The organism is Fundidesulfovibrio agrisoli (assembly GCF_022808715.1).
In the GTDB taxonomy this organism is placed as follows: Bacteria; Desulfobacterota; Desulfovibrionia; order Desulfovibrionales; family Desulfovibrionaceae; genus Fundidesulfovibrio; species Fundidesulfovibrio agrisoli.
This window is the reverse complement of sequence record NZ_JAKZKX010000012.1, coordinates 17,348-39,296: the sequence shown is the minus strand read 5'-3', so window position 1 is coordinate 39,296 and position 21,949 is coordinate 17,348. Positions and strand designations below refer to the sequence as shown.

At 66.9% G+C, this 21,949-nt stretch carries 24 protein-coding genes; 8 read left to right on the top strand and 16 right to left on the bottom strand.

From position 1 onward, the window contains the following. Position 1: 1 nt before the first annotated feature. From MLE27_RS10430 to MLE27_RS10420, 3 genes are all read right to left on the bottom strand, one after another. Positions 2-877: a branched-chain amino acid ABC transporter permease gene (locus MLE27_RS10430; RefSeq protein WP_243312012.1), complete on the bottom strand. Its 876-nt coding sequence runs from the start codon at positions 875-877 to the stop codon at positions 2-4. Between the two features lie 43 nt (positions 878-920). Further along, on the bottom strand, positions 921-2,057 hold the full coding sequence (locus MLE27_RS10425) for an ABC transporter substrate-binding protein (RefSeq protein WP_243312011.1): 1,137 nt from the start codon (positions 2,055-2,057) through the stop codon (positions 921-923). A gap of 168 nt (positions 2,058-2,225) precedes the next feature. After that, on the bottom strand, positions 2,226-3,359 hold the full coding sequence (locus tag MLE27_RS10420) for an ABC transporter substrate-binding protein (RefSeq protein ID WP_243312010.1): 1,134 nt from the start codon (positions 3,357-3,359) through the stop codon (positions 2,226-2,228). A 327-nt stretch (positions 3,360-3,686) separates the two neighbouring features. Here MLE27_RS10420 and MLE27_RS10415 point away from each other — a divergent pair, with 327 nt between their 5' ends. After that, the gene (locus MLE27_RS10415; protein WP_243312009.1) at positions 3,687-4,748 is read left to right on the top strand and encodes an FUSC family protein; all 1,062 of its coding nucleotides are present in this window, start codon (positions 3,687-3,689) and stop codon (positions 4,746-4,748) included. Between the two features lie 48 nt (positions 4,749-4,796). Here MLE27_RS10415 and MLE27_RS10410 read toward each other — a convergent pair whose 3' ends face one another. From MLE27_RS10410 to MLE27_RS10400, 3 genes are all read right to left on the bottom strand, one after another. Continuing rightward, positions 4,797-5,873, bottom strand: coding sequence for an agmatine deiminase family protein (locus MLE27_RS10410; protein ID WP_243312008.1), 1,077 nt, complete (start codon positions 5,871-5,873; stop codon positions 4,797-4,799). 161 nt (positions 5,874-6,034) lie between these two features. After that, complete coding sequence (locus MLE27_RS10405; protein WP_243312007.1) at positions 6,035-6,928, bottom strand: carbon-nitrogen hydrolase; 894 nt, start codon at positions 6,926-6,928, stop codon at positions 6,035-6,037. Positions 6,929-6,983: 55 nt separating this feature from the next. Next, positions 6,984-7,610 carry a LysE family translocator gene (locus MLE27_RS10400; RefSeq protein WP_243312006.1) on the bottom strand — a complete coding sequence of 209 codons (627 nt, stop codon included), beginning with the start codon at positions 7,608-7,610 and terminating at the stop codon, positions 6,984-6,986. 71 nt (positions 7,611-7,681) lie between these two features. On the opposite strand from MLE27_RS10400, the gene MLE27_RS10395 reads away from it, so the two are divergent. Beyond that, a complete protein-coding gene (locus tag MLE27_RS10395) occupies positions 7,682-8,347 on the top strand; it encodes an O-methyltransferase (RefSeq protein ID WP_243312005.1) in 666 nt (221 codons plus the stop codon). Between the two features lie 164 nt (positions 8,348-8,511). Here the strand turns inward: MLE27_RS10395 and MLE27_RS10390 are convergent, their stop codons facing one another. Then, positions 8,512-8,991, bottom strand: coding sequence for a protein tyrosine phosphatase family protein (locus tag MLE27_RS10390; protein WP_243312004.1), 480 nt, complete (start codon positions 8,989-8,991; stop codon positions 8,512-8,514). A gap of 2 nt (positions 8,992-8,993) precedes the next feature. Continuing rightward, complete coding sequence (locus MLE27_RS10385; protein ID WP_243312003.1) at positions 8,994-9,491, bottom strand: hypothetical protein; 498 nt, start codon at positions 9,489-9,491, stop codon at positions 8,994-8,996. A gap of 143 nt (positions 9,492-9,634) precedes the next feature. Here MLE27_RS10385 and MLE27_RS10380 point away from each other — a divergent pair, with 143 nt between their 5' ends. Then, positions 9,635-10,636 (top strand): glucokinase, encoded by a 1,002-nt coding sequence (locus MLE27_RS10380; protein ID WP_243312002.1) that lies wholly within the window; start codon positions 9,635-9,637, stop codon positions 10,634-10,636. Here the strand turns inward: MLE27_RS10380 and MLE27_RS10375 are convergent. Next, positions 10,623-11,762: a pyridoxal phosphate-dependent aminotransferase gene (locus MLE27_RS10375; RefSeq protein WP_243312001.1), complete on the bottom strand. Its 1,140-nt coding sequence runs from the start codon at positions 11,760-11,762 to the stop codon at positions 10,623-10,625. The genes MLE27_RS10380 and MLE27_RS10375 overlap by 14 nt on opposite strands. A 740-nt stretch (positions 11,763-12,502) precedes the next feature. On the opposite strand from MLE27_RS10375, the gene MLE27_RS10370 reads away from it, so the two are divergent. The 4 genes from MLE27_RS10370 to MLE27_RS10355 all read left to right on the top strand — a co-directional run bounded on the left by MLE27_RS10370 (position 12,503) and on the right by MLE27_RS10355 (position 15,892). Next, positions 12,503-13,450 carry a hypothetical protein gene (locus MLE27_RS10370; protein WP_243312000.1) on the top strand — a complete coding sequence of 316 codons (948 nt, stop codon included), beginning with the start codon at positions 12,503-12,505 and terminating at the stop codon, positions 13,448-13,450. 23 nt (positions 13,451-13,473) lie between these two features. After that, positions 13,474-13,803, top strand: a complete 330-nt coding sequence (locus tag MLE27_RS10365) for a hypothetical protein (protein ID WP_243311999.1) — start codon at positions 13,474-13,476, stop codon at positions 13,801-13,803. A gap of 90 nt (positions 13,804-13,893) precedes the next feature. Then, positions 13,894-14,454 (top strand): type I restriction enzyme HsdR N-terminal domain-containing protein, encoded by a 561-nt coding sequence (locus tag MLE27_RS10360; protein ID WP_243311998.1) that lies wholly within the window; start codon positions 13,894-13,896, stop codon positions 14,452-14,454. Positions 14,455-14,692: 238 nt separating this feature from the next. After that, entirely contained in the window at positions 14,693-15,892 is a 1,200-nt protein-coding gene (locus tag MLE27_RS10355; RefSeq protein ID WP_243311997.1) for a cytochrome-c peroxidase, read from the top strand. Between the two features lie 120 nt (positions 15,893-16,012). Here MLE27_RS10355 and MLE27_RS10350 read toward each other — a convergent pair whose 3' ends face one another. The 3 genes from MLE27_RS10350 to MLE27_RS10340 all read right to left on the bottom strand — a co-directional run bounded on the left by MLE27_RS10350 (position 16,013) and on the right by MLE27_RS10340 (position 18,383). Then, positions 16,013-16,351: a P-II family nitrogen regulator gene (locus MLE27_RS10350; protein WP_243311996.1), complete on the bottom strand. Its 339-nt coding sequence runs from the start codon at positions 16,349-16,351 to the stop codon at positions 16,013-16,015. A 33-nt stretch (positions 16,352-16,384) separates the two neighbouring features. Continuing rightward, positions 16,385-17,611: an ammonium transporter gene (locus tag MLE27_RS10345; protein ID WP_279355780.1), complete on the bottom strand. Its 1,227-nt coding sequence runs from the start codon at positions 17,609-17,611 to the stop codon at positions 16,385-16,387. A 562-nt stretch (positions 17,612-18,173) separates the two neighbouring features. After that, a complete protein-coding gene (locus tag MLE27_RS10340) occupies positions 18,174-18,383 on the bottom strand; it encodes a ferredoxin (protein WP_243311995.1) in 210 nt (69 codons plus the stop codon). A gap of 73 nt (positions 18,384-18,456) precedes the next feature. Here MLE27_RS10340 and MLE27_RS10335 point away from each other — a divergent pair, with 73 nt between their 5' ends. Next, positions 18,457-18,813, top strand: coding sequence for a zinc ribbon domain-containing protein (locus MLE27_RS10335; protein ID WP_243311994.1), 357 nt, complete (start codon positions 18,457-18,459; stop codon positions 18,811-18,813). 98 nt (positions 18,814-18,911) lie between these two features. Here the strand turns inward: MLE27_RS10335 and MLE27_RS10330 are convergent, their stop codons facing one another. The 4 genes from MLE27_RS10330 to MLE27_RS10315 form a co-directional block, all read right to left on the bottom strand. After that, complete coding sequence (locus MLE27_RS10330; RefSeq protein ID WP_243311993.1) at positions 18,912-19,301, bottom strand: hypothetical protein; 390 nt, start codon at positions 19,299-19,301, stop codon at positions 18,912-18,914. A 28-nt stretch (positions 19,302-19,329) separates the two neighbouring features. Next, entirely contained in the window at positions 19,330-21,186 is a 1,857-nt protein-coding gene (locus MLE27_RS10325) for a carbamoyltransferase family protein (protein ID WP_243311992.1), read from the bottom strand. Between the two features lie 94 nt (positions 21,187-21,280). After that, positions 21,281-21,430: a DUF5989 family protein gene (locus tag MLE27_RS10320; protein WP_243311991.1), complete on the bottom strand. Its 150-nt coding sequence runs from the start codon at positions 21,428-21,430 to the stop codon at positions 21,281-21,283. Between the two features lie 10 nt (positions 21,431-21,440). Beyond that, complete coding sequence (locus MLE27_RS10315; RefSeq protein WP_243311990.1) at positions 21,441-21,848, bottom strand: SxtJ family membrane protein; 408 nt, start codon at positions 21,846-21,848, stop codon at positions 21,441-21,443. Between the last annotated feature and the right edge of the window lie 101 nt (positions 21,849-21,949).

The window sequence follows — 21,949 nt, the reverse complement described above, 5'->3', positions numbered from 1 at the left end:
GCTACACCCTGTCCGACTTGGGGCCGCCGAAGAGGCCCGTGGGTTTGACGAAGAGCAGCAGGAGCAGCACGATGAAGGCGAAGGCGTCCTTGTAGGCCGAGGAGATGAACCCCGCCCCGAAGGATTCCAGCACGCCCAGGATCAGCCCGCCCGCGGCCGCGCCGAAGGGGTTGCCCAGCCCGCCCAGGATGCAGGCCGCGAAGCCCTTGAGCCCGAGCATCACGCCCACGTCGTAGGAGGTCAGGGTGATGGGGGTCAGGATGGCCCCGCCCACCGCGCCCAGAAAGCCGGACATGCCGAAGGAGAACATGGCCATGCGCTCGACCGAGATGCCCATGAGCGCGGCGGCCTTGCGCTCGCAGGCGCAGGCCAGCATGGCCTTGCCGTGGATCGTGCGCGAGAAGAACAACTTGAGCGCCCCCAGCACCAGCAGGGTGATGGCCAGCACCCAAAGGCTCTGCGGCTGCACCGAGGCCTCCAGGAAGCGCAGGGGCTTGGCCCCGGAGAAGGCGGGCAGGGCGAAGGTGTCCTTGCCCCAGATGAGCATGACGACGCCGCGCACCAGGATGGACACGCCGATGGTGATGATGACCAGGTTCACCGGCGCGGCGCGGCCCACGGGGCGTATCACGGCGCGCTCCATGAGGCAGCCCGCCAGGGCCGAGCAGAGCACCGCCGCCAGGATGGCCAGGGGCAGGGGCAGCCCGGCCTTGAGCAGCACCACGGAGAGCATGCCGCCGAGCATCACGAACTCGCCCTGGGCGAAGTTGATGATCCCGGTGGTGTTGTAGATCATGGTGAAGCCAAGGGCGGTAAGCCCGTAGGTGGCTCCCACGGTCAGACCGGAGACGAGGTATTGCGGCGCGCCGAAAAGCATGTGTGCGGTGGGGAAGGCGGCCGGGGTCGCCCCCGGCCGTCCGTTATTGCAGTATCTTCCAGTCTCCGCCCTGGATGACGACCATCTCGAAGGCGTTCTCGTCCAGGCCGTTGTGGTCCGTGGGGGTGAAGGTGAACACGCCGCCGATGCCGGGGAAGGCGGCGACCTTCTCCAGGGCGTCGCGGATGTCCTCGGGCTTGTCGGACTTGGCGGTCTCGATGGCCTTGGCCAGCAGCTTGAGCGAATCCCACCCGTGGCCGCCGAAGGTGGACACCGGGGACTTGAAGCGCTCCTGGTATCCGGCGGTGTAGGCCATGAGCAGGGCCTTCTGAGGCTGGGAGTCGGGCAGCTGGGAGGCCACGATCAGGTGCCCGGCCGGGAGCATCAGCCCCTCGGCGGATTCGCCCGCCAGCTCGATGAACTTCTTGGAGGCCACGCCGTGGCTCATGTACAGGGGGGTCTTCATGCCGAGCTGGGCGCGGTTGCGGGCCACCACGGCGGGGCCGGGGTTGGTGCCCCAGCAGATGATGGCGTCGGGCTTGGCGTCCGCGATCTTGGTCAGCTGGGCGGTCATGTCGGTGTCCTTGGGGCCGAAGACCTCGTCGGCCACCAGGGTGAAGCCCTGGGCGGGCACCAGCTCCTTGAGCACCTCGCGCCCGGCCTGGCCGAAGCCGTCGGACACGCTCAGGATGGCGATGTTCTTGTAGCCCTGGGCCTTGACGTGCTTGAGGATGCGCCCGGCGGCGTGGCGGTCCGAGGGGGCCACCTTGAACACGAAGGGGTTCACCGGGGTGACGATCTTCTCGGCAGCGGACATGGAGACCAGCGGCACCTTGGCCGCCGGGAACTTGTTCATGATGGCCAGGGTGGAGCCGGAGGTGGTGGCCCCGACAACGGCGCAGACGCCGTCCTTCTTCAGGAGCTTCTCGGCGGCCAGCACGGCCTTGTTCACGTCGGACTCGTCGTCGTAGAGCACCAGCTCCACGGGCCTGCCCAGGAGGCCGCCCTTGGCGTTGATCTCTTCCTTGACCATCTCCAGCGTGTTCTTCTCGGGTTCGCCCAGGAAGGAGGCCGGGCCGGAGACCGAGACCACCGCGCCGATCTTGATGGGATCAGCCGCGAAACCCTGCGCGGCCCAGAGCACGGCCGCCGCCACAAGACCCAGAATACGAAGCATCATGCGTCTCCCCTTGCCTGGCCGCGCGGGCTGCCCGCGCGGCGCTTCAGCCGTAACGATGATGAGTTGTCGGCGCGTCGCCGTCAGCCGAAGGACCGTCGCTCGGGCGCTCGCCCCCGCCCAAGGGGAGAGGCGGCGCCGGTGTCGTCCTGTCGGCCCCGCATCCCGCCTTTAGCGGAGCAGGACGAACTTCCCGCCCTTGATCTCGACCATGGCGAAGCTCGAGGCGTCGAGCCCGTTGTGGTCCGTGGGCGAGAAGGTGAAGGTGCCCGTGGCGCTCACGAAGCCGGAGACCTTCTCCAGGCCGTCGCGCAAGGCCTGGGGGGTGGTGTCCCCGGAGATGCGGGCGGCCTCGGCCAGCAGCGTGAGCGCGTCCCAGGCATAGCCCCCGAAAGCCGACGGGGCAACGCCGAACTTCGAAGTATAGTCGGTTATGTATCCGGTGAGAAGCGTTTTGTACGGGCCGTCGGGCATCTGGTCCGCCACGATGAGCCAGCTCGCGGGCAGCACCAGGCCCTCGGCGGCCTCCCCGGCCAGTTCGATGAACTTCTGCGAGGCCACGCCGTGGCTCATGTACAGGGGGGTCTTCATGCCGAGCTGGGCGCGGTTGCGGGCCACCACGGCCGGGCCGGGGTTGGTGCCCCAGCAGATCACGGCCTGGGCGCCCGCGCCGCCGATCTTGGTGAGCTGGGCGGTCATGTCGGTGTCTTTGGGGCCGTAGACCTCGTCGGCCACGAGCTCCATGCCCGCGGCGGGGATGAGCTCCTTGAGCACCTCGCGTCCGCTCTGGCCGTAGCCGTCGGACACGGTGACGATGGCCATCTTGGCGACGCCCGCGGCCTTGGCGTGGGCCAGGATGCCCTGCACGGCCAGACGGTCGGACTGGGGGGTCTTGAACACCCACGGGGTGACCGGATTCACGATCTTCTCCGCGGCGGACATGGAGAGCAGGGGAATCTTGGCCTCGGCGGCCTTGTTCATGATGGCCAGGGTGTTGCCGGAGATGGAGGGGCCAACGATGGCGGAGACCTGGTCCTTCTTGATGAGCTTTTCGGCGGCCAGCACGGCCTTGTTCACGTCGGACTCGTCGTCGTAGATGACGACTTCGATCTTCTTGCCGCCGATGCCGCCCTTGGCGTTGATGCGCTCCTGCAGCATGACCAGGGTGTTCTTCTCGGGTTCGCCCAGGAAGGAGGCGGGGCCGCTCGCGGAGAGCACCGCGCCGATCTTGAGGGTGTCGGAAGCCCACGCCGGAAGTAGGGAACACAGGACCAGACACAAGGCCGTGAATGCACGCCAAGCCATAGAACCAGCTCCTTAGAAGCGTTACTGGGTGGAACGGCAGGAAAAAATGACCAAAGCGTCATTTTTGCAACCGTTAGGCTACCGACAGATTCCGTGCCGGTCAAGGCGGCGGGGCTTGGTTTTCGTGAATTTCAGCCTAAATTGTATCAATTTCGGCGATTGTGTACTGAATCGGTATGAATTGTGGGGCCGCTATGCGGATTTCAGCGCCGATTTCAGCCGGGTGAGGGTGTTTCGGGCCTCAACTCCATTGACTGCCGGGCGGGAAGCACCATACTGCACCCAGCGCCGGAAACGCCGGTGTTTCACCGATTGCACGGACTTTGTATGAAATTCCCCACACCGAATCAGTCACATTTCCGCCACGGCCTCAAGACGGCGGGCGCGGCCGTGGCCGCCTACGCCGTCACCGAACTGCTGAACCTGCCACAGGGCTACTGGGCCGTGGTCAGCGTCATCGTGGTCATGCAGACCAACCTGGGCGGCTCCCTGCGCGCCGGGGTGAACCGCATCATAGGCACCGCCCTGGGCGCGGCCATGGGCGCGCTGGCCCTGGGCCTCATGGGAACCCACCCCCTGGCCCTGGGGCTGGAGATGGGCCTGTGCATCCTGGTCTGCGCCTATTTCATCCACCTGCACGAGTCCTTCCGGATGGCCGGGATGACCGCCGCCATCGTCATCCTCATGGGCAACCAGGGGCACTCCATCGCCTGGGTGGCCTTCGCGCGCTTCTTCGAGATCACGGTGGGCGTGTGCGTGGCGCTGTTCTTCACGGCCTTCGTCTGGCCGTCCCGCGCCGGGCGGCAGCTCAGGGCGGGCGTGGTGCGGGCCCTGCACGACGAGGCCGCGCTGTACTCCATCCTGCTCTCCTGCCGTCGCGGGCAGGACTGCGACCCCGGCGAGGAAGCCGCCGCCATCGCCCAGTTGGAGAAGACGCGAGAGCGCAACCACCTCCTGCTGGAGGAGGCCAAGCGCGAGCCCGCCGGGCTGGCCGTGCGCGAGCAGATCACGGTGTCGCTCTTCAACTTCACGGAGCGCATCGCCGAGCACCTGCTCTCCATGGAGCACGCCGTGCACCACGACGAACTGGAGGAACTGCACGATTTCGTGGCCAGGGATATGGACCTGCTGGCCCAGACCACCATTACGGCCATGACCCGCCTGGCCCTGGCCATCGGGGCGGACAGGCACCCCGGCCCCGTGGAGGATGTGGTGCGGGCCATCGGCGAGGCCGAGGACGCCCTCTCCCGCCTGCGCATGGAGCGGGTGCTGCCCGGCTACACCCTGGAGGTGGTGATGCGGTTCTTCAGCTATTACTACAATATGCGCGAGGTGGCCGTGGAACTGACCAGCATGGCCGGACGCGCGGCCCTGCTGGGCGAGAAATGATCCCCAGCGAATCCGCACACGAAAAAGGGGGGCCTTGGCCCCCCTTTTCTATTTGTGCTTGCCGGCCGCCGGTTGCTCGTGCGTGAGGCAGTGCAGGGTGCCGAAGCCCCAGACCAGGTCCACGGCGTGGATGCCCGTGACCGCGCGGTCCGGGAAGCACTCCGCGATGATGCCCAGGGCGGTGCGGTCCTGCGGGTCGTTGAAGGTGGGCACCAGCACGGTGCCGTTGGCGATGTAGAAGTTGGCGTAGCTGGCGGGCACGCGCACGCCGTCGAAAGAGAGCGGCTCTGGCATGGGCAGGGGCACGACCTCCAGCCTGGAGCCGTCCTCCAGGCGCACGCCCTCCAGGCGCTCCCTGTTTTCCTCCAGGATGCGGTAGTTGGCGTCGGCCGGGTCGTTCTCCCTGCACAGCAGGACCTTGTCCCGCGCCACGAAGCGGCAGAGGTCGTCCACGTGGCCGTGGGTGTCGTCGCCCGCGATGCCCCGGTCCAGCCAGATCGTCTGCGTCACGCCCAGGTGCTCGCGGAACACGGCCTCGTATTGTGCCGCGTTCATGCCCGGGTTGCGGGTCTGGGTGATGGGGTCCAGGAAACACTCCTCGGTGGTGAGCATGGCCCCCTGGCCGTTGCAGTCGATGCCGCCGCCCTCCAGCACCACGCGCCTGCCGCCCAGCTCGGGCGCAGAGCTCTCAAGGCCCAGCTCGCGGGCCACGGCCCGGGCCACCTGGGCGTCCCGCAGGTGGTTGGGGTACTTGGCCCAGCCCGTGAAGCCGAAGCATACCGCCCTGGCCTTGGCGCGCGCCGCGTCCACGGTGAAGGCCGGGAGCATGTCGCGGGTCCAGCCCCGGTCCGTGGGGATGTGGTGGAAGCGCACGTTCCTCAGGTTGGCGTCCACCTTCTCCAGCATGCGGCGGGCCTTGGCCTCCTGCGCGGCGTCGTCCACGATGACGCGCACGGTCTCGTAGCGGGCCAGCTTGCGCGTGATTTCGCCGTAGACCCAGCCGATGGGGTGGAACTTGCCGGGCCAGTCCTCCCGGTTCTTGGGCCAGGCCAGCCAGGTGGCGGCGTGGGGCTCCCACTCGGCGGGCAGGCGGAAGGCGAGGGGGGCGGACGGTGCTGCGGTCATGGAAGAGGGCCTCCGGCGGCCAAAGGGACTTCGTCCCTCTGGACTCCCGTTCCGCTTTGCATGGGCCTCGCTCGACCGTCGCGAAGCGGACTAAAGTTTTTTGGAAGGGGGGTCCGGGGGGAGAACCTTTTGTTCACAAAAGGTTTCCCCCCGTTCTTGTCTTACTCGTCGATGAATCGTTTCTCCAGCGGCCCGTAGGCGTCGATCCTGCGGTCGCGCAGGAAGGGCCAGTGGGTGCGGGTGGTGTCCACGAGCTTGGGGTCCACCTCGGCCAGCACGGTCTCTTCCTTGTTCATGGAGGCCTGGGCCAGGATGGTGCCCATGGGGCCGCAGAGGAAGCTCGATCCCCAGAACTCCAGTCCGTCGCCGCCGCACTCGGGCACCTCGTGCCCAACGCGGTTCACGGCGGCCACGTAGCAGCCGTTGGCGATGGCGTGGGCGCGCTGGATGGTGATCCAGGCGTCGCGCTGCTCCACGCCGTACTGGGCCTTTTCGGAGGGGTGCCAGCCGATGGCCGTGGGGTAGAACAGGATGTGCGAGCCGCGCAGGGCGGTCAGGCGGGCGGCCTCGGGGTACCACTGGTCCCAGCAGATGAGGGTGCCGATGGGGCCCACGGGGGTGTCGAAGCGCTTGAAGCCCAGATCCCCGGGGGCGAAGTAGAACTTCTCGTAGAAGAGCGGGTCGTCGGGGATGTGCATCTTGCGGTAGACGCCGTTGATCTCGCCGTCCGGGCCGATGACGGCCAGGGAGTTGTGGTAGAGCCCGGCGGCGCGGCGCTCGAACAGCGGGGCCACGATGGTGCACCCGGCGGCCTTGGCGGCCTTGCCGAGGGCAATGGTGGTGGGCCCGGGGATGGGCTCCGCCAAGGAGAAGAAGGCGTGGTCCTCGCTCTGGCAGAAATAGGGCGTGGCGAAGAGCTCCGGCAGGCAGATCATCTTCGCGCCTTTGGCGGCTGCTTCGGAGCAGAGCTGCGCGGCTTTCTCTATGGAGCGCCCGGGCGTGTCGGCCGGGGCCATCTGGACCAGGGCCACGGTGTAGGGCTTGTGATGGGGCATGGGAGTTCCTCGGATTTCGATGATGGAGACCGATCTTGTAGCCTGTGGGGCGGGGCTAGGCAAGGCCGAGGCGGCCCAGGCCGTCCCACACCAGCTGCGCCGCCGCCAGCCAGAGCAGCAGGCCGAGCACGCGCATGGTCCAGACGTATCCGCTGCCAGCAAGGAAGGCGGCGAAGCGCGCCGTGAGCCAGGCCAGGGCCAGGTTCACTCCGATGAGCAGGGCGTAGAACCCCAGCAGGAAGGCGGCGGCAGCCCCTGCCGAGGCCGCGTAGGCCATCAGGATGGTGGGCGCGCCCACGGTGCCCCAGAACACGATCATTTTGGGGTTCAATATGTTGGTGGCCAGCCCCTTGCGCCAGGAGCCCGCGCCCCCGCCCGGCGGGGCCAGGTTGAGCGGCCCCGAGCGCAGGCAATACCAGCCGAAGCGCAGCACCACCACGCCGCCCGCCAGCGAAACCAGCCCCATGAGCCATTTCTGGCCGGAGAATGCCTCCAGCACCAGGATGCACAAGGCCATCACGGGCAGGTCCGTGAACAGGGGGGCCAGGGCGACCTTGGCTCCCTCGCGCGGGCCGTGGGTGATGGTTTGGGCGCAGATGAGCATCTGGAGCGGCCCCGGGGTCAGTCCGGCGGCCAGTCCCAGCGTCAGGCCCGTGAGCAGGAATGAGGCGGCGTCGTTCAAGGCTGTTTCCTCCAGAAAGCGGAGGTGCTAGAGAACCCAGGAAGAAGTCCTTGTCAAGAACGGGAGCATCCATGACCACGAAGCCGCTCGACATGACGGAGGAGCTGGTGGCCTATGTGCGGGCCATGCAGACCAAGGAACCCGAAATCCTGGCCCGCCTGGCCGAGGAGACCTCGAAGGACGTCAAGGCCCACATGCGCCTCGGCTGGGAGCAGGGCCGCTTCCTGATGCTGCTGGCCCGGCTGACCCAGGCCAGGCGCACCCTGGAGATCGGGGTCTACACCGGCTATTCCGCCCTGTGCGTGGCCCTGGCCCTGCCGCCCGATGGGCGCATCACCGCCTGCGACGTCTCCGTGCCCTGGACCGACGTGGCCCGTCGCTACTGGCGCGAGGCCGGTGTGGAGCAGAAGGTCGACCTGCGCATCGCCCCGGCGCTGGACACCCTGGAGAGCCTGCTGGACGCCGGGCTGGCCGGAACCTACGACATGGCCTTCATCGACGCGGACAAGGGCAACTACCAGAACTATTTCGACAAGTGCCTGGCCCTGGTGCGCCCCGGCGGCGTGGTCGCGGTGGACAACACCCTCTGGTACGGCCGCGTGGTGGACCCGGACAACAACGACCCGGAAACCCTGGCCATCCGCGCCTTCAACGAGCGCATGCGCAACGACAGGCGCGTGGACGCCTGCCTCACCGCCATCGGCGACGGCATGACCCTGGCGGTGAAGCTGGGGTAAGGGGCGTCTGTCGTCCAAAGGCAGATGACGGAGGGAGAAGGTGGAGGGGAGGCCTCCGGCGGCCAAAGGGATTTCATCCCTTTGGAATCCCTTATTGCTTCGCGGGGCGAGCGGGAAATGCCGGGTTCCAGGGAGGTGCCGGGTGCGGATGGACGGGCCGCTGCCTACTTTTTCAGGCCCTCAGGCAATGGCGATCCCGCGCGGCTGAGAACTGCCCTGGCCAGGCCCGTCCATGCGCCGTCCGGCTCCCAGACGGAGAGCACCTCTTCCCAGGCGGCGTCCGGGGAGAGGCCTTCCTCCAGCACGCGGTAGAGCGCCACGAACAGGGATGCGCGCCAGTTCTTGGCGCAGTGCACCAGTGTTTTGGTTTGCCTGCGGGGGGCCAGCCAGGCCCGGAAGGCCTCGAAATCCTGGAGGGTGGGGGCGTCCCAGGCCACGGGCAGCCAGGTGAAGCCCATCCCGGCCCCGGCGCACAGCTCCGCCTCGTCGGGCAGGTGCCCGGTGGAGGCCGCCGTGGCCAGGTTGATCACTTCCTTGAAGCCGCCGGCCCCCAGGGCGGCGAAATCCTCCGCGCGGGGCTGCCCCGCGCAGGAGAGCAGGGCGTCCACCTCGACATAGTTGAGGATCTCGTCGACGTTGCCCATCGCTACTTCCCGGCGGCGGCCAGCTTGGACAGGTCCAGTTGCTCGGCGACCTTCTTGAGCAGATCCACGTCCGTGGTCCCGGAGGAGTGCACGGTCACCGCGAAGCGCGGCGGCACCATGAGCACCAGGTCGGCCTCGTTCTCCTTGGGGTAGGTGTACACCGCGCCCTTGAAGCCCTTCAGGGTCAGGGGCTTCACGGTCTGCTCGGGGCTTTCCATCTCGACCTGGCTCACCGCGCCCATGGCCGCGCCCATGGCCGGGCCGCCGTCGAACACGGCCACCTCGATGCGGCTCTCGCCCTTGGTGAACTCCTGGGTGGCCTCGCTGGCCTCCAGCGGCGAGCGCACGGTCTGGCCGGTGGGTTCGCCGGGGGTCCAGCCGGGCAGGCTGACCGTGAGCATGGAGATGAGCTGCTTGTAGTGGACTGGCTCGGCCTGAACCGCTGAAGCGGCCAGGATCGTGAAGCAGAAGAGCGTGACGGAAAGGGCGCGCATGCGCATGGTTGCCTCCGGGGCTTCGGTGTTGGACGTGTTTCCCAGATACCGGCCGTTTTGACAACAGCGCACACGCCGCGCCGGGCGCCGCGCAGTCGGCGCGGTGGTTCACGGTTGCGCCGCGCGGGTGTTTTGGCCTAGGAGGGGGTATGGTTACTGCCAGCGCATCCCATTGCCGGGCCACGGTCCTGGCGGCGGACATCGGCGGCACCAGCGGCCGGTTCGCCCTTTTCACCATCGGCGGGGAATCCCTGGCCATGGCCGCCCGCGTGGAGCTGCCCAGCGCCGCGGCAGGCGGGTTCGAGGCCCTGATCCGCTCCGCGCTGGACGGCCTCGCCCCCCTGGGGCGGGACCTCCCCGCGCCCGCGGCGGCGGTGCTGGCCGTTGCGGGGCCGGTGCGGCAGGGGCGCTCCTGCGTGCCGCCCAACATCCCCTACCTCCTGGACCTCGACCAGCTCTCCCCGGAGCTGCTGCCCCAGGCGAGCCAATTGGTGAACGACTTCACCGCCCAGGCCCACGGCTGCCGACACCTGGGCGTGGAGCAGTCCGACCCGGTGCTGCCAGGGGCCGTGGACACCGCCGAGACGCAGGCCGTGATCGGCCCAGGCACCGGCCTGGGCAAGGCGACCTTGATCCCGGACGGGCGGGGCGGTTTCGTGGTGGGGGGCTCGGAGGGCGGCCACGCGGCCTTCCCGTTCAACGCCGGGGAGGAACGGCTGTTCCAGGATTTCGTGCTCAGGCTCACGGGCGAGCCTTACGTCCGCTGGGAGACGGTCGTCTCCGGGTCGGGCTTGGCGCTGCTTCACCGCTACCTTACGGGCGAAAATCTCGCCCCGGCCCAGGTGGCCGCCTCCTTGAGCGCGGCGGACGCCACCACCGAGTGGTTCGCCCGCTTCCTGGGCCGGGCCTGTAGGGACTACGTGCTGGAAGTGGTGGCCCGGGGCGGGGTGTACGTGTCTGGCGGCGTGGCGGCCAAAAATCCGCTGTTTCTGACCCACTGGGCCTTCGAGAGGGAATTCCGCGCCAGCCACACCCACCCGGAGCTCATGGCCGGGGTGGGCGTGCGCCTCGTGCGGGACCAGAACGTGGGCCTCTGGGGCGCGGCGTCGCTGGCCCGCCAGCTTGCGGAAGCCGCGCCTAGCGGTTGTTGAGGTAGCGCCCCAGGCGCGCCAGGCCTTCCTCGATGTTCTCCACCGAATTGGCGTAGCTGAAACGCAGGTATCCCTCCGCGCCGGGGCCGAAGTCGATGCCCGGGGTCACGCCCACGTGGGCCTTCTCCAGGATGTCGCGGGCCAGGGCCAGGCTGTCCTGCCCGATGTGCCTGGCGTCGGCCAGCACGTAGAACGCGCCCGTCGGCTCCACCGGGGCCTTGAGCCCCAGTTTGGCCAGCCCGTCGAGCATCACCCTGCGCCGCTTGCCGTACTCGGCCACCATGGCCGCCACATGCTGCCCGCACTCCTCAAGGGCCGCGATGCCCGCCCACTGCGCCACGGAAGACGCGCTGATGAAGAAGTTCTGTTGCAGCCGCTGCAGGGCGGGCATGTACTTTTTGGGCGCGATGACCCAGCCCAGCCGCCAGCCGGTCATGGCCCAGAGCTTCGAGAACCCGTTGAGCACGAAGCAGTTGTCCGTGAACTCCAGGGCGCTGGCGGCCCGGCCTTCGTAGGTCAGGCCGTGGTAGATCTCGTCCGATACCAGCAGCGCGCCGCTCTCGCAGATGGCCTTGAGGTCCGCGTCGGGGATCACGGTGCCCGCCGGGTTCGCAGGCGAGTTGATGACCACCGCGCGGGGCGAGTCCGCCAGGCAGGGGGCCAGGCTGGCGGGGGTGAACTGGAAGCCGTCCTCGGCGCGGGTGTCGGCGCGGCGCACCCTGCCCCCGGCGAAGGTGATGAAGTTTGGGTAGCAGGCATAGTGCGGGTTGGCCAGGAGCACCTCGTCGCCGGGGTGGATCAGGGCCGAGAAGGTGAGCAGCATGGCCGGGGAGGTGCCTGGCGTCAGCAGGACCTGGTCCGGGTGGACGTTCACCCCGTAGGTGCGCTCGTAATAGGCGCAGATGGACTCCCGCAGCGCGGGCAGGCCAAGGGAATGCGTGTAGTGGGTGTGCCCGTCGCGCACGGCCTTGGCCGCGGCCTCCTTGACCGGTTCCGGGGTGTCGAAGTCAGGCTCGCCGATCTGCAGGTGGATGATGTCGTTGCCCTCGCGCTCCAAGGCGCAGGCGCGTTCCAGGATGTCCATGACCAGAAAGGATGAGATGGCTTCGCAACGTGGGTTCGGCATGGTGTTGACCGCCTGTATGTAAGAAAACTCGTATTACGCACACTTGAAGAATTGCCGGACGGCCCGGTCCGCATTTGGTCCGGGAAATCCGTACCGCCGGGATACGTCCACGCCTGAATCCGAGGCGACGTCCAACTTCCAGAAAATCCGGCCGCAAGGAGGGTGAGTCATGAACAGTCTGACGGCGGTGCGTGCTACTGCATGGCGTCCGCGTCCCTGAGCCGGGCTTGCTCCCTGGCCGAACCAGGGAACCGGTGCGCACTATCAGCAATGCGGAGCCAAGTCGACAGCCGCATGGCGGCCGCTTGGGGCGTTTCGAGCCGGGCCGGTCTTTCGAAGCGCGGGAACACCAGCTTTCATAATCCATAATCCGATGGTTTGCGCAAGCGGGATTAGACCAGAATCGCGAAATGAAGCCGTAAACGGGCGATTGCGGTACGGATTTGGAGAGTCGATCAAATGTAGTGCCCTTGGTGCGGATAGTTATTAGGGAGTACCGTTGTGCAAAGTATGCGCTGTGGTGCGCTGATGCGCGCGTAATTCAACATGTTCATGCGCGCGGCACAGGTGAGCTGTAGTGCTAATTTGTATCAGTTTGTTGTATATTGTGTGCGATTCGTTGACCGTCTCGCGATAATTTACAATACATGTGACGGAAAACTTTCTTTTGCGGATACCCCGCGCTCGATCCCAGGCGATGTACCATTTTGAACAGACCAAGGTCAGGAGGAGGGTCGTATATGAACCGTCTTGCTGCTGGGTTTGTGTTTTGTCTGGCCTTCGGCCTTCTCGCCGGGGGCTGCGCCCCGGCCAAATTCAAGGAACCGCTGGCGAACTACCAGCAAAGCGTGGCCAAATCGACGGCGGTGCTGGAGGCGTATTACCGCAACCTCAATCAGCATGCGCGCGACGCCTATCTGAATGAACGTCTTAACGATCCTACGCTCAGCGTCGTTGAAAAGGTGGGCGAGGGCAAGGACGAACAGTATACCCCGCTTGTCCATGCGGTATTCTCACCCGCCGGCATCCAGGCTCGGCTTGATGCCCTGAACGCCCTGGGGCTGCTTGCGCAACGCCTGTCCGATCTGGCGGGGAGCGACGCACCGGCACGGACGGCCGCCGGGATCAACGCCTTGGGCGCCAACATGGACAGACTCGTCGCTACGATTAATGCGGCGGCTCCCAGCGACCCTACAGTTGGGAAATACGCAGGGCCGGTCTCTCTCATTGCACAACTGGCTCAGAAGGGGCTTGAACTCGCGCGCGACAAGGATGTGGCCGATTTCATCATCAAGTCTGAACCTTCAGTGACCTCAATCCTGAACTTCCTTGAGTCGGACCTCGCCGGTCTGGGCAAGGCATACGTGGACCGCTGCGATACTGAACTTACGCAGGTCGTTATGGTCTACGAGGAGGTTCGCAGGACGAAGATGAGCCGTACCACCCGCCAGAAATACCTGGATGAGATCAATCTCGCAGCGCAACGGCTCGTTTCGGCCAGGCTCAACAGGCCGGAGTTGGTCATAGGGAGTGTGCGGAAATCCTTCGATGCCTTGGTGGCCTACGCGAAGGATTACAAGAACATCAAAACCTGGGCGCAGATGGTTGAGACCATCACAACCCAGGCGGCGTTCATCGAGCAGTTCTCGGCCCAGATCGCAGCCCTCAAGGCCGCGCCCACGAAATAGAAATCCCCGGGGAGGGAAGTCATATGTCGAAAGTGGACGACGCAATAAACGAATTGAGTGAGCTGGTTGCGAAGGCCAACGAAATGGCCCGGAATGGTTCTTACACATTTGCGGAAAGGAGACGCTTTCTTACCATTGCCACCTTGTTCCTGCATGCAGAGGAAAAGCTCGTGGCGGAGCAGTTCAATGCCTCGACTGGGGTGCTTGAAACCAGCACCAGCGAACTGAACAGAACCTGCGAGGAAATCAAGAAGCGCAACGGGCAGTACAAAGAAGTGGCGGGCCTCATCGAAAAGGTCGCCAAAGCGGTGAACCTGATCCTTCAACTGGCCGCCAAGGCTGCCACACTCTGACCCCTCCTTGCCCATACATGGGCAACACGCTATCCTCCAAGGCCGCCCAACCGGGCGGCCTTTTTCCATGTTTCGAGCGAGGAACCCGCCATGCACGAAGAATCCCTGGGCACCGTCATCCGCGACTACCTCACCGGCGAGGAGTTGGAGGAGACCTCCTACGAGATCTACCGCCAGGGCCTGGCGCGCATGCTGGTGGAGGAGCGCGGCTACCCCCGCGATTCCCTCTCCCCAAAGATAGGCGTCTGCTTCCCCGTCGACGGGCAGGACTACACCCGCATGGTGGATCTGGCCGTCCTCGGTCCGGACGGAGCGCCCCTGATGCTGGTGATCTTCTGCTCGGGCGAGCCGGGCAGCTACCTCCGCGAAGCCCTGGCCGCCGCCCGCCTGCACGTGCCCCCCGCGCCCCTGGTGCTGACCACCGACACCAAGACCGCCGTGCTGGCGGCATCCGGCACCGGCGCCGTGCTGGGCGAGGGCCTGCGGGCCATCCCCTATCACGCCGACCTGGCCGCCCTGGCCGCGGCCCATCCGGCCGCTCCCCTTGAGGAAGCCCGGGCCGAGCGCGAGCGGCGCATCCTCTTCGCCTACTCCGAGATGCTCTCCGGCGGCTGCTGCACCGGGGCCTGCAGGCCCAAACCCAGGGTCTAGGCCGCCTTCCCGCCGCGCCGCCCACTGCGGCTCATATTCGCGCCATTCCCTGGACTTCGCGGAAGAATGTGGCATAGGGGAAGGGTGGCGGCAGCCTCCCCGCGTGGCGGGTCAACCAGTCAGGCGCGCCGCCGCGCGCAACAGCGCATTCCACATGGGGACCGGACCGTGCGTCTGGCGGGCTGCGACGCTTGCAGGCCCGCTCAACGGACGGAAGCTGTCCTGGGAGGTCGCGGCCATGCGGCGAACAACGCTCTCTGCATTCATTGTCGCCTGTCTGCTGTGCGGACAGGCGTCTTCGGCCTTCAGCACGGAGGCCGCGAACGGGCTCACGCCGGAGCAGGCGCTCGGCAGGATGCTCTACAGCGAGAAGGACCTCTCGCTCAACCGCAACCAGTCCTGCCAGAGCTGCCATCACCCGGACGCGGGCTTCGCCGACCCCAAGAACGCCGCCGATCCTTTCCGGCTCCCCGTATCCGAGGGCACGAACCCCGGCATGTTCGGCGGCCGCAACGCCCCCAGCGCCGCCTATGCCGCCTACAGCCCCGGCTTCACCTGGGACCAGGCCGCGCGCCGCTACGTGGGCGGCCAATTCTGGGACGGCAGGGCCAAGACCCTGGAGGAGCAGGCGGGCGGCCCGCCCATGAACCCCGTGGAGATGGCCATGCCCGGCAAGGATGTGGTCGGGGAAAGGCTGGCCTCCAGGCCGGAGTACGTCCAGGCCTTCAAGAGCGTCTATGGCATGGACCCCGCCAAGGCATCCCCCCAGGAGGTGTTCGACAGGATGGCCCAGGCCATCGCGGCCTACGAGCGCTCGGCGGAGGTCTGCGCCTTCACCTCCAAGTTCGACGCCTGGCTGGCCGGGCAGGCCAGCCTGAACCGCATGGAGCTCATGGGCTACCGCTTCTTCCTGGGGGCCGGGTGCGCCAACTGCCATACCGCGCAGCCGGGGCGCGCGCCCGATGGCAGCTTGTCGCCGCCGGTGTTCACCGATTTCAGCTATCACAACCTGGGGCTGCCGAAAAATTTGGCCTTGCCCGGCGGCGCGTCCGCCAAGGCGGACCTGGGCCTGGGCGGCGTGGAGGCCGTCAGGGCCGCCGACCCCGAAGGGCTGCAGCGCGGCAGGTTCAAGGTGCCCACCCTGCGCAACGTGGCCAGGACTGCCCCCTACGGTCACAACGGCGTGTTCCGCACCCTGGAGGAAATAGTCTGGTTCTACAACACACGCGACATGCTCCCCCCCTGCCCCGAGGGCGGCGCGGCCTCGGCGCGCCCCTGCTGGCGCGCCCCGGAAGTGGCCGAGAACGTGAACCGCACGGATATGGGCCGCCTTGGGATGTGCCGCATGCAGGTCAGGGGCATCGTGGCCTTCCTGAACACCCTTACCGACGGCTGGATCCGCCCCGGGGCGTCCATGAGCGTGGCGTACAGGCCCTAGCCGGGCGACCCTCGCCGGGCGGCCTGACTGGGCGTCAATCGGCTTGGCTGCCTTTGCGCACGAAAAAGCCCGCCCCGGACAGGCCGGAGCGGGCTTTCGCAACTATGCGCAGGGCGGAGATTAGATGGCGTCGTCCCCGGTCTCGCCGGTGCGGATGCGCACCACCTCGTCCACGGGCGAGATGAAGATCTTGCCGTCGCCGACCTCGCCGGTCAGGGCGGCCTCGCGGGCGGCCTGGACGACCTTGGGGGCCAGCTCGTCGGAGACGACCACCTCGATCTTCACTTTGGGCACGAAATCCACCTGGTATTCGGCGCCGCGGTAGATTTCCTTGTGGCCGCGCTGGCGTCCGAAGCCCTTCACCTCACCTGCGGTCATGCCCTTCACGCCGACGGCGGTGAGGGCCTGCTTCACGTCTTCGGTCTTATAGGGGCGCGTGATGATTTCAATTTTCTTCATGGCCTGCTCCTTGCCCTGCTCGGTAGTGGGTGGCTATTCGCCGTATGCCGCTTCGTTGTGCTCCGCCACGTCCAGGCCGACACCTTCCTGATCCGGGGAGAGGCGCAGACCCATGGCCGCGTTGACGGCCTTGAGGATGACGTAGCTGACGATGAAAGCATACGCGCCCACGATGGCTATGCCAAGGGCCTGGATGCCCAATTGCGCGGGATTGCCGAAGAAAAGTCCGTCCGCTCCGGCGGGGTTGACCTGCTTGCTGGCGAAGAGGCCCGCCATGAGCGTGCCCAGCAGGCCGCCCAGTCCGTGGATGCCCACAACGTCCAGGCTGTCGTCGAAGTGCAGCTTGCTCTTGAGCACCACGGCCCAGAAGCAGCAGAGCCCGGCGGCCAGGCCGATGATGACGGCCGCGTTGGGGCCCACGAACCCGGCGGCCGGGGTGATGGTGGCCAGGCCCGCCACCGCGCCGGAGGCCGCGCCCAGGGTGGTGGGCTTGCCCTGGTAGAGCCACTCCATCACGGTCCACATGGCCATGCCCGCCATGCCGCCCAGGTGCGTGGCCACGAAGGCCGAACCCGCAACGGCGTCGGCGGCCAGGGCGCTGCCCGCGTTGAAGCCGAACCAGCCGAACCAGAGCAGGCCGGTGCCCAGCAGGGTCATGGGCAGGTTGTGCGGGAAGAACTGGCGTTTGCCGTGGTCGCGCCGGGAGCCGATGATCATCACCGAGGCCAGGGCCGCCGCGCCGCAGGTGAGGTGGACAACCAGGCCGCCCGCGAAGTCCATCACGCCCATCTCCTTGAGCCAGCCGCCGTTGCCCCAGACCCAGTGGCACACCGGGTTGTAGACCAGCACAGTCCACAGCAGGCTGAACACCACGAAGGAGCTGAAGCGCACGCGCTCGGCGAAAGCGCCGGTGATAAGCGCCGGGGTGATGACCGCGAACATGCACTGGTAGATCATGAACACGGCGTGGGGGATGGTGGGGGCGTAGTCCGGGTTGGGGGCCGCGCCCACCCCGGCCAGGCCCGCCCAGGCCAGCGTGCCGATGTAGCCGCCGCCCGCATCCGGCCCGAAGCTCATGGAGTATCCCAGGTAGACCCACTCGATGCTCACGAGCGAGATCATCACGAAGCTCTGCATGATGGTGCCCAGTACGTTCTTGCGCCGGACCATGCCGCCGTAGAACAGGGCCAGGCCCGGGGTCATCAGCAGCACCAGAGCCGCGCTGATCAATACGAATGCGGTGTCGCCCGCCTGGATCATGGGGGTCCTCCTGTTGGACAGTTGGCGCGCGAGCGGGTGATGCGCCAAAAAAACGCGCCGATCGCGCCTTCTGGCGGCTCTCTGTTTCCGGGCGGCCTGTCGGGGTCGAACGGAAGGGCTCTTGAGCCAAATTGTCTGAGTTTTCGGCGTGATGTGGCGTTACAAATTTGTTAGTTCGCCACAGGCAGAAAGGGTTATTAACAAAGTTGTACTATGGGCACAAGCGGGGGTGCGGCAAAAATCTTCAAAAATGAACATATCTCCCAGGATGTGGCCGGCGCTGTGCACTTTTGAAGCGATCCTGGCGGGATGGAACCGGTATGGGCCGAGCCCGGCCTCGAGAGGGGGGAGGGACGCCGCCGGAGGAAGGGCGGCGCATGGGGGGCGGCGACTTGCCGGAGGGCGGCCTGAAATCGGGTAAGCGGGCGGGAAGCGGCCCGGCGGCGCGCTTCCCGGACGGGGGGATGTTCAGGGCGGGTGCGTCAGGGCTTGGGACGAATTGACAGCATCGGCAGAAATGCTCGGGCGCGGGGCACACCGCCCCGTCGCCGGAAAGGCGGGGCTACTCCTCGTCGGTGGAGATGCACTCGTTGGGGCAGTAGGCGATGGCCTTGCGGATGGTCTCCGCCGGGGCCTCCTCGGCCAGTTGGACGGGGCGGTCGGTGAGGGGGTCCATCTCGAAGACCTCGGGGGCCACTTCGGCGCAGGCCCCGCAGCCGTGGCAGGGCACGAGGTTCAGGTACACGGGCTTGAGAGTCTGGTCGTCGCTCATGGCTGCTCGCTTTGCTTGTTGCCCGCCGGGGTCCGCGGCGGTAGGGAAGGGCATCGCCCCGGAAACATGTAGGATGCGGGGCAAATTTGTCAACGCGCCAGGCACCATGATCTGCAACCGATGCGGCGGGAACAACCCGGACGACGCCCTCACCTGCCGGGGCTGCGGGCACAAGCTCCAGTCCGGGGGGCACCAGCGCCATGAGCCCGATGAGGGCTCCGGGCGGCTGGAGCTGCTGGCCCCGCTCAAGGGGCCAAGCCCCGCCGCGCGGCGCAGGCGGCGGCGCTGCCTGGAGGCCTGGGCCGTGGCCTTGGTGGTGGCCGGCGTCGGGTATGCGCTGCTGGAGGCGCGCCTGGCCTGGCCGGTGTTTCCCTTGGCGGGCCTGGGGGCGGCCTTCGCCTGGCTGAGAGGCATCGGCTGGAAGGATTGAGTGGGATCAGGTTATTACGCGAAGCTATAAGGGAGTCCAGAGGGCCGAAGGCCCATTGGCCGCCGGAGGCATCCTGAAGCCTCTTCCAGCCTCTTTTCTTACTGTGTCCCGCAACACTGCACGCTCTTGGGCGCGCGGCACTCGCCCCAGGGGGCGTCCACGCTGGCGATGATGCAGCCGGGCTGTGCGTCGAAATTCAGGCGCAGGGAGGCCATGTTGCCATGCCAGGCCTTGCTGGTGATGACCACGTCCTTGTCGAAGACCTGACAGTAGAACTCGGTGAATTTTGCCGCGTAGTGGGCGTTGAACACGTACACGTCGTCGCGCCTGCCCACGAAGCGGAACTCGTTGACATGCTTGCAGGTCAGGGCGGCCAAAGCTTCGCCCAGCACGCACCGCAGGACCATCTCCTGATCCATGGCGATGGCTTTGGGCACGGGCAGCAGAACGGCCAGCAGCAGCAGCAGGGTGGCGAGGGCGTGTTTCATGCCGTCAGCCATGCACGAAACATGCCCGTCAATCCAGCTCGTATTCGGTCATCCAGTCCGCGTCGTCGGGCAGCGGGGGCTGGCCGGCCTTGCTGAACAGGCAGTCGCCGATGACGAGGTGGTCCATCTCCGTGCGCATGAAGCAGCGGTAGGCGTCCTCCGGCGTGCAGACGATGGGCTCGCCGCGCACGTTGAAGCTGGTGTTCACCAGCACGGGGCAGCCCTGGGTGCGGCGGAAGGTGTCCAGCAGCCGCCAGTAGCGCGGGTTCACATCCTTGTTCACGCTCTGGATGCGCGCGGAGAAGTCCACGTGGGTGATGGCGGGCACCTCGGAGCGCGGCACGTAGAGCCTGTCCCACATGCCGAGCTCGTTGTAGCCCTCGGGCAGGGGCTTGCGGTGCTCCTCGCGCACCGGGGCCACCAGGAGCATGTAGGGCGATGGGCGGTCGATCTCGAAGTAGTCGCCGATGGCCTCCTCCATGACGGAGGGGGCGAAGGGCCGGAAGCCCTCGCGATATTTGATCTTGAGGTTCAGCTTCTTCTGCATCTCGGGGTTGCGCGGGTCGCCCAGGATGGTGCGGTTGCCCAAAGCGCGCGGGCCGTATTCCATGCGGCCCTGGAACCAGCCCACCACGTCGCCGCCCGCCAGCAGGCCGCAGACCTTCTCGCAGAGGGCGTCGTAGTCGGCGAAGTGGGTGTAGGGCGCGTGATGGCGCGCGGCCACGCGGCGCACGTCCGGGAAGGAGAACTCCGGCCCCAGGTAGGAGCCGGCCATGGCGTCGCGGCCGGCGGGGGTGCGTTCCGCGCCCTTCCAGACGTGCCAGGCGGTGAGGGCCGCGCCGAGCGCGCCGCCCGCGTCGCCCGAGGCGGGCTGTATCCAGACGCCGTCGAAAATTCCCTCGCGCAAAAGCTTGCCGTTGGCCACGCAGTTGAGCGATACGCCCCCCGCCATGACCAGGTTGCGCGAGCCCGTGAGCTCCCTGGCGGTGCGGGCCAGGCGCAGCACGCCCTCCTCAGTGACCTGCTGGATGGCCAGGGCCAGGTCCATGTAGTCCTGGGTCAGCTCGGATTCCGAGGCGCGCTTGGGCAGGCCGAACAGGCGCTCCCAGGAGGCCTCGTTGCACATGCGCAGGCCCGTGGCGAAGCCGAAGTGCTCCATGTTCAACAGCAGGGAGCCGTCGGGGCGCAGATCCACCAGGTTGTCCAGGATGATGCTGACGTACTCGCGCACGCGCTCGCCGTCGGGGTTGCCGTAGGGCGCCAGGCCCATGAGCTTGTATTCCCCGGAGTTCACCTTGAAGCCGCAGAAGTATGTGAAGGCCGAGTAGAGCAGGCCCAGGGAGTGGGGGAAGTCCAGCTCGCGCAGGAAGGTGATGTCCTTGCCCTTGCCGTGGCCGATGGCCGTGGTGGTCCACTCGCCCACGCCGTCGATGGTCAGGATGGCGGCCTCCTCGAAGGGGGAGGGGAAGAAGGCGCTGGCCGCGTGGGAGAGGTGATGCTCCGGGAAGAGCACCCTGGGCTTGCCGGGCCCCAGCTTGGCGAACTCCTGGAAGAGCATCCGGCTCATGAACAGCTTCTCCTTGATCCACACCGGCATGGCGGAAAGGAAGCTGACCATGCCCGAGGGCGCGTAGCCGTGGTAGGTCTCCAGGAGGCGCTCGAACTTGAGGAAGGGCTTGTCGTAGAAGGCCACGGCCTCCAGGTCCCGCAGGGAGAGCCCCGCCTCGGCCAGGCAGTAGGCCGCGGCGTTGGTGGGGAAGGATGCGTCGTGCTTCTTGCGGGTGAAGCGCTCTTCATGGGCTGCGGCCACGATGGCCCCGTCCATGATGAGGGCGGCGGCGGAGTCGTGGTAGTAGGCGGAAATCCCGAGGATGGCCTCTGGCATGTCAGGTCCTGAAGGTATGCAGTGCGCCGGGCGGCGGGGACTGATCCGCCCGGCGCGGGTTGACGGCTGGCGCGCGCACGCGGCGCGGCGCGACCTAGAACAGCGTGTAGATGAAGGGCGCTATGGCCGAGCCGCTGGTGAGCACGATGAGCACGCCGAAGAGCAGCAGCACCAGGATCACGGGCAGCAGCCAAAACTTCTTCCTGACTCTCAGGAAGCCCCAAAGATCGCCAATAAAGCTCATGATTATCCGCCTAGTAGGGAGTTTCGATGTCCTTGCTGGTGAACAGATGGTCGCGCACCCTGAAAACGCTGGTTGCGTCCTGCTTCCATTTGCGGGCCTGCATGGGGTCCTTGCCGAGGAGGCGGCGCAGCAGCCCCATGGGGGTGAGCACCAGGAAGAACACGGCGCCGAGCAGGAGCTTGCTCATCACCGTGCCCAGCAGGTGCGAGAGGCCGAACCAGACCTTCGCCGCTGGTTTGTAGGCCGCGGGCCAGGTCATGTTCAGCACGAGCAGCAGAACGCCGGCGGCCAGGAAGGGCTTCTTGTCGCCCAGCCAGGCGATGAGCAGGCAGACCAGCACCAGGGCCATGCCCGTGTCGCGGGCCTGGGCGGTGCTGGCACCGAGCCAGGAGGTACGTCCTTTCGTTTTCGGGGGCATGAGAACCTCAGGTTATTTCTGTTCGGAAGGCTATCAGCACGCGGGAATTCTGGCAATATCAGGGGAAGTGCGGGACGATTATGCCATTTGCATGACACCCG